A 14,246-nucleotide genomic window follows, 5' to 3' on the forward strand; every position below is an offset into this window, starting at 1 on the left:
GGCCACATGTGACGATTATTTTGCCGCCGTCGCCGGCCGATCAACGTGTTGCCCATGAGCGTGGCGCTTTTTAAGGCTGATAATCGCCAGCGCCGCGACAATCAGCACAATGCCGGCGCCTTCCACCAGCCCCGGATTTTCACCCAGCAGCCACCAGGAAAACAGCACGCCGCAGACCGGCACCGCCAGCGTACTCAGGCCGGCGACGCTGGCAGGCAGATTACGCAGGACATACAGCCACAGACTCCAGGCCACCGCCGTGGCCAGAATCGCGCTATAGCCCAATGCCCAGAAAACCCCAGGCTGCCAGTCAATACTGCGCTGCGGCACCAGCCACGCCACCACGCTCATCACCAGCGCGGCATACAGCATCTGCCAGGCGGTTAACGACAGTAAATCGAGGCGCGGATAGCGGCGATACATGCGTTTGGCGACAATCGCGCTCGCCCCCCAACTGATACCGGAGAGGATCGCCAGCAGCGCGCTTTTCATCGAGGAAAAATCCAACTGCCACGGCTGCAGCACCAGCAGTAGACCACACGCCGCCAGGACGATAGCGGCATACTGCAGCCGCCGCATGCGCTCGCCTAAAAACAGCGCCGCCATGATAACTACCCAGAACGGCATGGTGTAGCTGAGAATAGCGACTTTACCGGCGCCGCCGCTCATCAGCGCCCACTGCGCCAGGCCGACCATGCCGCAGGTTTGCAGCAGCGCAATCGCCAGGGTATAGCCAAACGGCGTCGGCCGCATGCCGCGCCCGCGCAGCGCCAGCACCGCCATCAGTACAATCGCGCCGAAGATACAGCGCAGCGCGGTAAAATCGAAGGCGCCGATATAGAGCGTTACCTGTTTCATCGCAATCCAGCTGTAGCTCCAGATAAGCGTCAGCAGGACGAGGCCGCAACCGGCCAGGAGATTGCTGTTCCTTGCAACCGTCATAACTTCTCCACCGTCATGATTTTTGCGGGCACTATACTCGCTTTGGCGGAAGGTTGCTTAAAGGCAGAGCGCACTTTTCGTGCTAAAAAAGGGGGCGGTGAATTGCAGTTCACCGCCCCGATAAGGATGAAACAAGAGGTAAAGCAGGTGATTACGCCGGGCGCACGCCCAGGGTATGGCAGATGGCGTAGCTCATTTCGGCGCGATTCAGGGTATAGAAGTGGAAATCTTTTACCCCTTCCCGGCTTAAAATTTTCACCATGTCCATGGCGATATTCGCCCCTACTAGCTGGCGCGTTTCGGCATCGTTATCCAGCCCTTCGAACATTTTCGACATCCAGGTTGGGATACGCACGTTCGTCATATCGGCAAATTTCTTCGCCTGTTTAAAGTTGGAGACCGGCAGAATGCCCGGAATAATTTCCACGTCGATACCGGCGGAGACGCAGCGGTCGCGAAAACGCAGGTAGCTTTCGACATCAAAAAAGAACTGAGTGATCGCGCGATTAGCGCCCGCTTCTACTTTACGTTTCAGGTTCAATAAGTCGGCCTGCGCGCTTTTGGCTTCCGGATGCACTTCCGGATAGGCGGCGACGGAGATGTCAAAATCACCGACGTCTTTTAGCAGCGTCACCAGGTCGGCGGCGTACATCTCCGGCTTGCCGCTACCCGGCGGCAGGTCACCGCGCAGCGCGACGATATGGCGAATACCGTTATTCCAGTAATCCTGGGCAATCGCGCGCAGTTCATCGCGGCTGGCGTCGATACAGGTCAGGTGCGGCGCCGCTTCCAGACCGGTGCGGTCTTTAATGCCCTTGATAATGCTATGAGTGCGGTCGCGCTCGCCGGAGTTCGCCCCGTAGGTGACGGAAACAAACTTCGGCTTCAGGCTGCTTAAGCGATCGATGGATTTCCACAGGGTTTGCTCCATTTCACTGGTACGCGGCGGAAAGAATTCAAAGGACACATTAATCTGGCCCTGGACTTCCGCCAGGCTCTGATTCAGGGCTTCCCGCTGATTGGCGTGAAAAAAGCTCATACCTTACCTCATCAATCGCATTATATTTATCAGTCGTGTTGCGAACTTCTATACGTTTAGACGTCCAGATGTAAAAATGACGGAAAAGCGTGCGGGCGTCAATAGAAAAATCTGCGTAAACAGTGAGGAATTTTCAGTCAAAGTGAAAAAAGTTCATCTCGCGTCAGGCCAGGCGCGCCCTGGCGTTGTTTTCAGATTTTGTCCGCAGCGTAATTTGAAGTAGTTCAAAAAATCGCACATATCCCCCCCTGGCACGCCGATTACTATTGCAGCAACGTCAACCTTGATCCACAGTGAGTAGAACGTTCTACTAGAACGTTCTACTTAACACGTTTTCGCCAATAATATCTATTCGGGGTAATCAGCATGAGTCTGTGGTCAGGGTTCATAAAATCATTATCAAAACTGTCGATGATCGGCCGCGCCTTGATGCTGCCGATTTCGCTCCTCCCGGCCGCCGGCCTGTTGTTGGCCTTCGGGGATAAATTCCATTTACCGCTGATGATGAATGCCGGCGGTATTATTTTCGATAACCTGCCGATGCTCTTCGCTATCGGCTCCGCGGTCGGCCTCGCGTCGGAATCCGGCATCGCCGCGCTATCGGCAGCGGTCTCGGTCTTCGTCACCAACATCACCATCGGTACCGTACTCGGCATTACGCCGGAAATGGCCGCACAGGGCGGCAAATACGCGATGGTGGTCGGCATCCCGACGTTACAGATGGGGGTTTTCGGCGGGCTTATCTGCGGGATACTCGCCGCCTGGTGCTACAACCGCTTTCACACGCTGCAATTGCCGGAATTCCTCGGTTTCTTTTCCGGTAAGCGTTTTGTGGCGATCGCCACCGCCTTCCTGTCGTTCATCCTCGGCCTGTTGCTACCTTACATCTGGCAGCATATCCAGGCCGGTATTGATTCCTTGTCGATGGTGATTAACGGCGATAACCAGGCCGCCTCCACCTTTATTTTCGGCCTCGTTGAACGCGCGCTGATCCCGCTTGGCCTGCACCACATCTGGTACCCTTCCTTCTGGTACTCCTTCGGCGATTACACCACTCAGGCGGGCCAGATGATCCACGGCGACCAGACCATCTGGTTTAAAATGCTGGAAGAAGGGGTGAAATCCTTTAGCACCGATAGCTATCAAAACGCGGGCAAATTTATGCAGGGTGAATTCCCGCTGATGTTGTTCGCTCTGCCGGCCGCCTGTCTGGCGATGTATCACGAAGCGCACACTAAAAATAAAAAAATCGCGGCCGGTATTCTGTTCTCCGCCGCGCTGACCTGCTTCCTGACCGGCATCACCGAACCCGTCGAATTCACCTTTATCTTCGTGGCGCCGATTCTGTACGTCTTTAACGCCATTATGGCGGGGCTCTCGTACATGACCATGTACCTGCTGCACGCGCATATTGCCAAATCGTTCTCCGCCGGACTTATCGACTATATCTCCTTCGGTATTCTGCCTTCCATGAACGGCTATCAGACAAACTTCCTCAGCGCGGTGATTGTTGGCGTGCCGATGGCGCTGATTTATTATTTCACCTTCCGTTTCGTGATCCGCCGCTTCGATGTGAAAACGCCGGGACGTACCGATATCACCGTAACGGCCAATGATAAAACCGACGCCGAACTGGCAACTGAAATTGTCAGCTTACTCGGCGGTTCACAGAATATTGACTCGGTGGGCGCCTGCATCACCCGTCTGCGTCTGGAGGTTGCCGAACGCGATGCGGTAGATAAAGACGGCCTCAACAGTATCGGCGCGCGCGGCGTAGTCTTCGTCGGTGATAACGGTATCCAGATAATTTTTGGCGCCAGGGCGCAATTTATCGCTCAAACCATGTCGGGGATGATTGGCAAATAACCAGAAGATGTTATGGTGTGGAAGATCGCTTGTCTCAGAGAAGCGATCTTCTGCTATCTGACTGTCATACAACAGTTTTCATGGAGCGATTTTGAAGAAAGTCAGCATTATAGATGTGGCGAAACTGGCCGGCGTTTCCGTTTCTACGGTCTCGCTGGTATTACGTCAGAAGGGAAAAATTTCCGACGCCACCATCGAAAAAGTCAATGCTGCCATCCAGGAGCTCGGCTATGTGCATAACGTCGCCGCCGCCAACCTTCGCGCCAACACCACCAATCTAATCGGCCTGATTCTTCGCGACTTCAACGACAGTTTTTCCATCAAAGTGATGGCCAACATCGTGCAGGAACTGGAGAAACAGGGCTATATGGTATTTCTCGGCCAGCCGCTTAACGATAGCGACTATCTGGATCGCTGCCTGCTGTCGTTTAAACAACAGGGCGTCGCCGGCGTGATTTATCTTGATGCCGATACCACCAGCAATACGCTGCCAGCAGCGCTGCTGCGGTGCCCGCTACCGCTGGTGGCCGTCTCGCAAACGCCGTTAATCGACAACCGCGATCGCGTGGTCCGCGATAACCGTCAGGCCGCCAGCATCGCCGCGCGTTATCTGATCGAGCGCGGCCATCGCTACATTGCCTATATCGGTGGTCAGGAAAACGATCTCATTCGCCAGCAGCGATTGCTCGGCTTTTACAGCACGCTGGAGAAAAACGGCATGACGGTGCGCGAAGAGTTTGCGCCTGCCTGCCACGACAACACCCAGGCCGCCAGTATCGCCACCCGTCAGCTACTGGAACAGAACAACGCGATTACCGCGCTGCTCTGCCATTCGCCGGACGCGATGATTGGCTGTCTTAACGGCATTCATCAGGTGGGACGGACGGTGGGCAAAGATGTCTTTCTTACCCAACAAGTGGCGCTGGTGGGCTTCGAAGATATGATGCATGTGAATTTGACCTCGCCGTCCTTTACCTATGTCTCTTCCGCCAGCGAAGAGACCGGCCGTCAGGCTGCCGCGTTAATTATCCGCAAGATCAAAGAACCCACGCTGCCGACGCAGCATATCACCCTCTCCGGGCAGCTCGTCGCGCGTGAGTCCGCATAATGAAGGCCGGCCCGGCGGGCCGGCTTGAGAGATTACAGCAGCTGCGCCAGGCGGTTAATATCTGACTGAATAGCCCCGGCGGTGACATCGCGACCCGCGCCTGGCCCGCGGATCACCATTGGGTTATCGCGGTACCAGCGACTCTCGATAGCGAAGACGTTATCGCACGGCAGCAGCGCCGCCAGCGGATGTTCCTGACGCACCGCTTCTACTCCGACGCGCGCTTTACCGTTGGCATCAAAACGCGCCACGTAACGCAACACCAGCCCCATTTCACGGGCGGCTTCAAGGCGCTGCAGCATCTGTTCATTCAGCTCTTCGCCGTTCTCAAAGAAGTGGTCAACCGAGCCCTCTTCGCAATGCGCCGGAACCAGCGATTCCACGCGCACCTGATCCGGCTCGATATTGTAACCAGCTTCGCGCGCCAGGATCACCAGCTTGCGCATCACGTCTTTACCCGACAGGTCAACGCGCGGGTCCGGTTCTGTCAGCCCTTGTTGCCAGGCCTGATCCACCAGTTCGGTAAAAGGCACCGTGCCATCAAACTGCAAGAACAGCCAGGAGAGCGTACCGGAGAAGATACCGCTCAGCCCCAGGATGGTATCGCCGCTGTCGATGAGATCGCGCACCGTATGGTTAACCGGCAAGCCTGCGCCGACGGTGGCGTTATACAGCCAGTGACGTCCGGTCTTTTCGAAGGCGTCGTGGATCTGGCGATATTTATCGCTGCTGCTGGCGCCCGCCAGCTTATTGGCGCTGATCACGTGAAAACCGTGGCTGGCGAAATCCAGATACTGATCGGCCAGCTGTTCGCTGGCGGTCACGTCCAGCACCACTAAATCATCATAAGGGTGCGCGCGCATCCACAGGAATAGCGATTCTTCATCCTGCTCAACCGCTTCATCTTCAAAGAATGCCAATGCGCGACTGGCATCCAGACCTTCATAGTTCAGCAGGCTACGGCGGCTATCCACCACCCCAGCCAGCAGGAACTCAAAGCCGGTGCGGGCGGAAAGCGTGCTCTGCTCGCGAGCGAACAACTCCAGCCAGCGGGAGCCGATATTACCTTTGCCAAACAGCACCAGACCGATGCGTTTCTCAGCGCGGAACACGGAATGATGCAGCCCCTGAATCAGGCTCTCGGTTGGGCCGGCGCGCAGCACCGCCACCAGGCTGATGCCCTCTTCCGATTGCCAGGTAAACTCTACTGGCTGCCCTTTCAACTGCTGCCAGAAACGGTGGCAATGCAGCGGATTGCGGGTCACGCCCGCGCCGACCATCGCCACCAGCGCCAGCTTCTGGCGCAGACGCAGCTCGCCCGGCAGGCCCGCCTCGTCCAGCAGCTTCAGCGCGCTGTCGGCCACTTCAGAGGTGTAACAGAACTGCAGCAGCTTACGGTCGGCATGCACGCCCACCGCTAGCGGGCGCAGCTGCGCGCGTTTGAAAATCTGATCCAGCTCTTTATGCGCCAACTTGAAATCCTGACCAGCCGGCACCTGGAATTCAATCAGGCAGACGTCGTCGTGACTGGTGACAATACGCGCGCCGGTGCCGGATGCCAGCACGCGCTCAATGCGCGTCGAACCCTGGTCCGGGGTATAGCTGCAGCGCAGCTGTAAATCGATATCGCTGCCGGAAACCGGCTGTAGCGTACGCGCGTGCAGCACCGGCGCCGCCAGGCGAGCCAGCTCGCTGGCCTCATCAAGGCGCAGCAGCGGCAGCAGGCACGCATCTTTCACTTTACGCGGGTCGGCGCTATAGACCCCGGCCACATCGCTCCAGATGGTGACGCGGGAAACGCCGGCCAGCGCGCCAATTTGGGTGGCGGAGTAGTCGGAACCGTTACGGCCCAGCAGCACGGTTTCTCCGGCATTGTTGCGAGCGATAAAGCCGGTCACCACCAGCCTTTTGTTGGGGTGCTGCGCCATCAACTGTTGTAACAACGGGTAGGACAAGCCTTCATCAACCTGCGGCTGCGCGGCGCGTTCCGCGCGCAGGAAGGCGCGCGCGTCCAGCCAGGCGGCTTCAACGCCAAGGTGATTCAGTACCGCCGCCATCAGGCGCGCGGACCACACTTCGCCGTGGCCGACGACTTCAGCATATACCGCATCGGTGATGCCGCTATCCAGCAGGCCCGCCAGACGTTCAAGATCGTGAATAAACGTCGCGATCAGCGCGTCAGCGGCGTCCGCCGGCAACAGGCTGGCGATCAGATCCATTTGATAGCGACGCAGCGCTTGTTGCACCTGATGCGCAGAAAGACGATCGGTCTGGCTTAGCTGCAGCCAGCTAATCAGCTGGTTGGTGGTGCTACCGGCGGCAGAGACGACCATCATATCGCCTGCCTGCGCATAGTCGGTCATGATCCCGGCGACGCGCAGGTAACATTTCGCATCCGCTAAACTACTCCCACCAAATTTGTGCAGCTGACGACCCTTCGCCCCTGCCTGCGCAATCACACTCATCTTTATTCCTCGTTTGCTGCCCGGAAGCCATTTTCCAGGTCGGCAATTAAATCTTCACCATCTTCAATACCGGTCGAAATACGCAGGAGCGTTTCCGAGATCCCTGCCGCCGCACGCGCTTCCGGCGCCATGCCCGCATGCGTCATCGTCGCCGCATGGGAAATCAGGCTCTCAACGCCCCCCAACGATTCCGCCAGCGTAAATAGCGATAAACCGCTCAAGAAGCGACGCAGCGTCTGCTCATCGCCATCGAGCTCGAAGCTTAGCATCGCCCCAAAACCTTTTTGCTGACGCGCCGCAATCTCATGCCCCTGGTTTTCCGGCAGGGACGGATGATACAGCTTTTTCACCAGCGGCTGGGTTTTCAGATAGTCGACTATCGCCTGCGCGTTGCGCTGCGCCACTTCCATTCGCGGAGAAAGGGTACGCAAACCACGCAATAACAGATAGCTATCAAACGCCCCGCCGGTGACGCCGATATTATTCGCCCACCATGCCAGTTCGGTGACAGTTTCAGGATCTTTGGCAATCACCACCCCGGCGACCACATCAGAGTGGCCGTTGAGATATTTGGTGCACGAATGCAACACCAGATCGGCGCCCAGCGCCAGCGGATTTTGCAACGCCGGGCTCAGGAAGGTGTTATCCACCACGCTCACCGCGCCGGCTTCACGCGCCAGCCCGCAGATTTTCGCAATATCGACCACCCGCAGCAATGGGTTGCTCGGGCTTTCGACCAGCACCAGCTTCGGTTGTTCCGCTAGCGCTTCACGTAATGCCTGTTCATCGCTTTGATCGACAAAGCGCACGCGATAGCAGCCGCGTTTCGCCAGGCTGTCAAACAGACGATAGCTGCCGCCATAACAGTCGTGCGGCGCCACCAGCAGATCGCCCGGTTTCAGGAACACCGTGGTCACCAGCAGAATAGCCGACATTCCGGTATTGGTCAGTACCGCGCCCGCGCCGCCTTCCAGTTCCGCCAGCGCGCGCTGTACGACATCGCGAGTCGGGTTGCCGCGACGGGAATAATCGTGGGCGCGAGGTTCATTGAAACCGGTGAAATTATAGGTGCTGGAGAGGTGGATCGGCGGGACAACGCAACCGTACTGTTCGTCGTCATTTAAACCGCTACGCACTGCAATGGTGGCCTGTTTACGCGTCATGTTGGACAGTTCCTGGGCTGTTCGGTGAGAAGTCAGGCCTCAGAGTAATCATTGTCACAATAGACGTCAATACATCTGGACATCTAAACTTCTTTGCGTATAGATTGAGCAAAAGACAAATAGCCGTTAAAATTATATGCATTAGCGCACGTCGGCGGCGGCTTATCTCATGTCAGAAAGCACGCTCATACGGTAAACTACGCGCAATTATGGCCGGGCGTAATGTTCTGGCCCTTAACTAATAAACAGAGGATTAAGGTATCTCATGGCTGAATGGAGCGGCGAATATATCAGCCCATACGCTGAGCACGGTAAGAAGAGTGAGCAAGTAAAAAAAATTACGGTTTCCATTCCTCTGAAGGTGTTAAAGATCCTCACCGATGAACGCACGCGTCGTCAGGTGAACAACCTGCGTCACGCCACGAATAGCGAACTGCTGTGCGAGGCGTTCCTGCATGCCTTTACCGGTCAACCGTTACCTAACGATGAAGACCTGCGTAAAGAGCGCAGCGATGAAATCCCGGAAGCGGCGAAAGAGATTATGCGTGAACTGGGCATCGACCCGGATACGTGGGAATACTAAGACATAAAAAAAGCGGAAGATATCTTCCGCTTTTTTATTCCTCGCGTTGCCAGACGAAGGATACAAAAAAGCCGCCCTGAGGCGGCTCTTTCTGGCAACTTACTTGCTGCCCGGGATGCTGAAGCGCTTGTTGAAGCGGTCAACACGGCCACCGGTAGCAACATCACGCTGTTTGCCGGTGTAGAACGGGTGGCATTTACCGCACACGTCGAGGTTCAGGTCGTGACCAACGGTGGAACGGATTTTCATGACATTACCGCAAGAACAGGTAGCAGTAATTTCGTCGTAATTTGGGTGAATACCTTTTTTCATGGGAGAACCTCAGTTAAGGCCGCGTCGCTCTTCCAGCCCTAACGCCAGACACCACGCGATATTAATAATTTCCCGACGACCTTCGCACAGCTGGCGTAAACCGGCTTAGCGAATTTCCCGGGTTTTGGGAGTTTGATGCGGCATAAAGCGCACCAAAGGCGGCGAATCATACAGAATTTGACCAGCAGATGCAAACTTATCCGCGCCGCCTTCGGTAATGTGTATACTAACCCGCCAGATTTCAAGTCAGGAAGATTCCATGTCCGTCGCTCATGTCGCCCTGCCCGTTCCGCTGCCCCGCACCTTTGACTATTTGTTGCCTGAAGGCATCCCGGTCAAGGCGGGCTGTCGCGTACGCGTGCCGTTCGGCAAACAGGAGCGGATCGGTATCGTGGTGTCGGTCAGCGAGCGTAGCGAACTCCCGCTCGCGGAACTCAAACCGGTCGCCGAAGCGCTGGATAGCGAACCGGTATTCTCCTCTACCGTCTGGCGCATGCTGCTATGGGCCGCGGATTACTATCACCACCCCATCGGCGACGTGCTGTTCCACGCGCTGCCGATTATGCTGCGCCAGGGCAAACCGGCCAGCGCCGCGCCAATGTGGTACTGGTTTGCGACGGAACAGGGACAAGCGCTGGATATCAATAGCCTTAAACGCTCGCCGAAGCAGCAGCAGGCGCTGGCGGCGCTGCGCCAGGGCAAGATCTGGCGCTATCAGGTCGCAGAACTTGAATTCAATGACGCAGCGCTACAGGCGCTGCGCGGCAAAGGGCTGGCGGAATTGGCCAGCGAATCCCCAGCCATTAGCGATTGGCGGACCAGCTTCGCTGTGCCCGGCGAACGGCTGCGTCTGAATACCGAGCAGGCGACCGCCGTCGGGGCAATTCATAGCGCCTCGGACCGTTTTTCCGCCTGGCTGCTGGCGGGTATTACCGGCTCAGGGAAAACGGAAGTCTATCTTAGCGTACTGGAGAACGTGCTGGCGCAGGGTCGACAGGCGCTGGTGATGGTACCGGAAATCGGCCTGACGCCGCAGACCATCGCCCGCTTCCGCCAGCGTTTTAACGCCCCGGTGGAGGTGCTGCATTCGGGTCTCAACGACAGCGAGCGCCTCGCATCATGGTTAAAGGCGAAAAATGGCGAAGCGGCGATCGTTATCGGCACCCGCTCGTCGCTGTTTACGCCGTTTAAAGACCTCGGCGTTATTGTCATCGACGAAGAACATGATAGCTCCTATAAACAACAGGAAGGCTGGCGTTATCACGCTCGCGACCTGGCGGTATGGCGCGCCCATAGCGAACAGATTCCGATTATCCTCGGCTCGGCGACCCCGGCGCTGGAGACGCTCTATAACGTGCGCCAGCGCAAGTACCGGGAGTTAAAGCTGACCAAACGCGCGGGCAACGCCCGCCCGGCGCAGCAGCACGTGCTGGATTTAAAAGGCCAGCAGTTGCAGGCGGGCCTATCGCCTGCGCTGATTAACCGCATGCGACAGCATCTGCAGGCCGACAATCAGGTGATCCTGTTTTTGAACCGCCGCGGTTTCGCCCCGGCGCTGCTGTGCCACGACTGCGGCTGGATAGCGGAGTGCCCGCGCTGCGATAGTTACTACACCCTGCATCAGGCGCAGCATCATCTGCGTTGCCACCACTGCGACAGCCAGCGCCCCATTCCGCGCCAATGTCCTTCCTGCGGGTCGACGCACCTGGTGCCAGTGGGTCTCGGGACTGAACAGCTGGAGCAGGCTCTGGCGCCGATGTTCCCTGATGTACCAATCTCACGTATCGACCGCGATACCACCAGCCGTAAAGGGGCGCTGGAGCAATATCTTGCCGACGTCCATCGCGGCGGCGCGCGCATTCTGATTGGTACCCAAATGCTGGCTAAGGGACATCATTTCCCGGACGTCACCCTGGTGTCGCTGCTGGATGTCGATGGCGCGCTGTTTTCCGCCGACTTCCGCTCGGCGGAGCGTTTTGCCCAGCTCTATACCCAGGTCTCCGGCCGCGCCGGACGCGCGGGCAAACAAGGTGAAGTGATCCTGCAAACCCACCATCCGGAACACCCGCTGCTGCAGACCCTGCTCTATAAAGGCTACGATGCGTTTGCCGAGCAGGCGCTGGCGGAGCGGCAAACCATGCAGCTACCGCCGTGGACCAGCCACGTTCTGATCCGCGCCGAAGACCATAATAACCAGCAGGCGCCGCTGTTTTTACAGCAGCTACGTAACCTGCTGCAGGCCAGCCCGCTGGCTGATGATAAACTGTGGGTACTCGGCCCGGTTCCCGCGCTGGCGCCGAAGCGCGGCGGGCGCTGGCGCTGGCAAATTCTACTCCAGCACCCTTCCCGCATACGTCTACAGCATATCGTCAGCGGTACGCTGGCGTTGATAAACACCCTGCCGGAAGCGCGTAAAGTGAAGTGGGTACTGGATGTCGATCCTATTGAAGGCTAACGCTTCTCTTGCGAGGCGGATCGAAAAATTCAACAACCGTCACGTTTTTCATGAAAATTCTGTAACTCTCAGGCTGTACTATCTGTTAAAAATGTTGCTGATGTCAGCACGCAAGGGATGTGTCTGCGCAGTCAGCGAGGAGAAACCAGGTGAAGCCCAAAAAACAAATGGTTGCCGCCACCATGAAAGACGTCGCCCTGAAGGCAAACGTTTCAACGGCAACCGTATCCCGTGCGCTAATGAATCCCGACAAAGTGTCGCAGGCAACCCGTAGTCGGGTGGAGCAGGCGGCGCAGGAAGTCGGCTATTTACCGCAGTCGCTCGGGCGTAACATGAAACGCAATGAGTCGCGGACGATCCTTGTGATCGTGCCGGATATTTGCGATCCCTTCTTCAGTGAGGTGATTCGCGGTATTGAAGTGACTGCCGCCGACGAAGGCTATCTGGTGCTGATCGGCGATTGCGCCCATCAGAATCAGAAAGAAAAAACCTTTATTGATCTCATTATCACCAAACAAATTGACGGTATGGTGCTGCTGAGCTCGCGCCTGCCGTTCGACGCCAGCGTCGAAGAGCAGCGTAATTTGCCGCCGATGGTCATGTCGAACGAGTTCGCGCCGGAGCTGGAGCTCCCTACCGTGCATATCGATAACCTGACCGCCGCGTTTAATGCCGTCAATTATCTCCACGAACTGGGGCATCAACGTATCGGCTGTATCGCCGGGCCGGAGGATATGCCGCTGTGCCATTACCGGCTGCAGGGATACGTTCAGGCGCTGCGCCGCAGCGGTATCACCGTCGATCCGCACTACATCGCCCGCGGCAACTTTACCTTTGAAGCCGGTGCCAACGCGCTGGAGCAACTGCTGGCGCAGCCGGTGCCGCCGACCGCGGTCTTTTGCCATAGCGACGTCATGGCGCTGGGCGCGTTGTCGCTGGCCAAACGCCGCGGCCTGAGGGTGCCGGAGGATTTATCGATTGTTGGGTTTGATAACATCGCGTTGTCTGAATTTTGCGATCCGCCGTTAACCACCGTTTCACAGCCGCGTTTTGATATCGGCCGTGAAGGAATGCTGCTTCTACTCGAGCAAATGCAGGGCCGTAACGTCAACAGCGGCTCGCGTCTGCTCGATTGCGAACTGATCGTTCGCGGCAGTACGCAAAAAATCAGACGATAACCATCAGGCTTTCGGGCCTGCTCTTCTGGTCAAAGGCCCGCCGCTTAAGTAACATGGCGGGCTGACGAACGAATATAAGACAGCGAAACGATAGTGGCACAACGAGATTATGTACGCCGCAGCCAACCGGCTCCTTCGCGGCGCAAAAAGAGCAGCCCCCGAAGCTCAAGGAACAAGCAAAGTAGCCTTCCGGCGATTTCACCGACTATGGTTGCGATCGCGGCGGCCGTGCTGGTGGCCTTTATCGGTGGTCTGTATTTCATTACCCATCACAAGAAAGAAGAAGCGGAAGCGCTGCAAAACCGCCAGGCGGCAGGCAACGGTCTTCCGCCGAAGCCGGAAGAGCGCTGGCGCTATATTAAAGAGCTGGAAAGCCGCCAGCCGGGCGTTCGCGCGCCGACTGAGCCGACCGCTGGCGGCGAAGTGATGAAACCCGAGCAGCTAACCGACGAGCAGCGCCAACTGTTGGCGCAGATGCAGGCGGATATGCGTCAGCAGCCCACGCAGCTGACCGAAGTGCCGTGGAACGAACAAACGCCGGCGCAACGTCAGCAGACGCTGCAGCGTCAACGTCTGGCACAACAACAGCAGCAGGCGCAGCAGCAACAGTGGGCGCAGACTCAGCAGCAGACCGCGCAGCAACAGCCGCGCGTCCAGCAGCCGAAGCCGGTGCAGCAACAGCAGCCGAAGCAAACCGCGTCTAACCAGCAGCCGTATCAGGATCTGCTGCAGACGCCGGCGCATAACACCACCGCGCAGCCGAAAACCCAGGCCGCCGCGCCGGTCGCCCGTGTGGAAGAAGCGCCGAAAGCCGCAGCCGCCGAGAAGAAAGACGATCGCAGCTGGATGGTTCAGTGTGGTTCCTTTAAAGGCGCCGAGCAGGCCGAAACCGTGCGCGCTCAGTTGGCCTTTGAGGGCTTTGCTTCGCACATCACCACCAATAACGGCTGGAATCGGGTGGTGATTGGGCCGCTGAAAGGCAAAGAGAACGCCAACGATATGATCAACCGTCTCAAGATGGCCGGACACGCAAACTGCATCCGTCTCGCCGCCAGGGGTTGAAACCCCAAAAATCCCCCCCATCTATAATTGCATTCTGCCCCGCGTAACGCGCGGGGCCCCTATTCCGCTTTTG

At 57.5% G+C, this 14,246-nt stretch carries 11 protein-coding genes; 6 read left to right on the forward strand and 5 right to left on the reverse strand.

Annotated elements, in window-relative coordinates; all coding sequences use genetic code 11:
• Positions 1 to 15: 15 nt before the first annotated feature.
• Both KGA69_RS05285 and metF read right to left on the reverse strand, forming a co-directional pair.
• Entirely contained in the window at positions 16 to 942 is a 927-nt protein-coding gene (locus KGA69_RS05285; protein WP_045395304.1) for a DMT family transporter, read from the reverse strand.
• A 151-nt stretch (positions 943 to 1,093) separates the two neighbouring features.
• On the reverse strand, positions 1,094 to 1,981 hold the full coding sequence (metF, locus tag KGA69_RS05290) for a methylenetetrahydrofolate reductase (protein ID WP_015368922.1): 888 nt from the start codon (positions 1,979 to 1,981) through the stop codon (positions 1,094 to 1,096).
• A 366-nt stretch (positions 1,982 to 2,347) separates the two neighbouring features.
• Here metF and KGA69_RS05295 point away from each other — a divergent pair, with 366 nt between their 5' ends.
• Both KGA69_RS05295 and malI read left to right on the forward strand, forming a co-directional pair.
• Positions 2,348 to 3,847: a PTS transporter subunit EIIC gene (locus KGA69_RS05295; RefSeq protein WP_045395302.1), complete on the forward strand. Its 1,500-nt coding sequence runs from the start codon at positions 2,348 to 2,350 to the stop codon at positions 3,845 to 3,847.
• Between the two features lie 91 nt (positions 3,848 to 3,938).
• Positions 3,939 to 4,955, forward strand: a complete 1,017-nt coding sequence (gene malI, locus KGA69_RS05300; RefSeq protein ID WP_063447499.1) for a Mal regulon transcriptional regulator MalI — start codon at positions 3,939 to 3,941, stop codon at positions 4,953 to 4,955.
• A gap of 32 nt (positions 4,956 to 4,987) precedes the next feature.
• On the opposite strand, the gene KGA69_RS05305 is transcribed toward malI, so the two are convergent.
• Both KGA69_RS05305 and metB read right to left on the reverse strand, forming a co-directional pair.
• Positions 4,988 to 7,420: a bifunctional aspartate kinase/homoserine dehydrogenase II gene (locus tag KGA69_RS05305; RefSeq protein ID WP_015703951.1), complete on the reverse strand. Its 2,433-nt coding sequence runs from the start codon at positions 7,418 to 7,420 to the stop codon at positions 4,988 to 4,990.
• Positions 7,421 to 7,422: 2 nt separating this feature from the next.
• Positions 7,423 to 8,583 carry a cystathionine gamma-synthase gene (metB, locus tag KGA69_RS05310; protein ID WP_015368924.1) on the reverse strand — a complete coding sequence of 387 codons (1,161 nt, stop codon included), beginning with the start codon at positions 8,581 to 8,583 and terminating at the stop codon, positions 7,423 to 7,425.
• A 265-nt stretch (positions 8,584 to 8,848) separates the two neighbouring features.
• Here metB and metJ point away from each other — a divergent pair, with 265 nt between their 5' ends.
• Positions 8,849 to 9,166: a met regulon transcriptional regulator MetJ gene (gene metJ, locus KGA69_RS05315; RefSeq protein WP_004107547.1), complete on the forward strand. Its 318-nt coding sequence runs from the start codon at positions 8,849 to 8,851 to the stop codon at positions 9,164 to 9,166.
• Positions 9,167 to 9,265: 99 nt separating this feature from the next.
• Here the strand turns inward: metJ and rpmE are convergent, their stop codons facing one another.
• Positions 9,266 to 9,478: a 50S ribosomal protein L31 gene (gene rpmE / locus KGA69_RS05320; RefSeq protein WP_015368925.1), complete on the reverse strand. Its 213-nt coding sequence runs from the start codon at positions 9,476 to 9,478 to the stop codon at positions 9,266 to 9,268.
• Between the two features lie 259 nt (positions 9,479 to 9,737).
• Between rpmE and priA the strand changes: the two genes are divergently transcribed.
• The 3 genes from priA to ftsN all read left to right on the forward strand — a co-directional run bounded on the left by priA (position 9,738) and on the right by ftsN (position 14,173).
• A complete protein-coding gene (gene priA, locus KGA69_RS05325; RefSeq protein ID WP_063414048.1) occupies positions 9,738 to 11,933 on the forward strand; it encodes a primosomal protein N' in 2,196 nt (731 codons plus the stop codon).
• 149 nt (positions 11,934 to 12,082) lie between these two features.
• On the forward strand, positions 12,083 to 13,111 hold the full coding sequence (cytR, locus tag KGA69_RS05330; protein ID WP_015368928.1) for a DNA-binding transcriptional regulator CytR: 1,029 nt from the start codon (positions 12,083 to 12,085) through the stop codon (positions 13,109 to 13,111).
• A gap of 93 nt (positions 13,112 to 13,204) precedes the next feature.
• A complete protein-coding gene (gene ftsN, locus KGA69_RS05335) occupies positions 13,205 to 14,173 on the forward strand; it encodes a cell division protein FtsN (protein WP_074165812.1) in 969 nt (322 codons plus the stop codon).
• The last annotated feature ends 73 nt before the right edge of the window (positions 14,174 to 14,246 follow it).

Source organism: Klebsiella sp. A52 (assembly GCF_018388785.1).
GTDB classification, from domain to species: Bacteria; Pseudomonadota; Gammaproteobacteria; order Enterobacterales; family Enterobacteriaceae; genus Klebsiella; species Klebsiella aerogenes.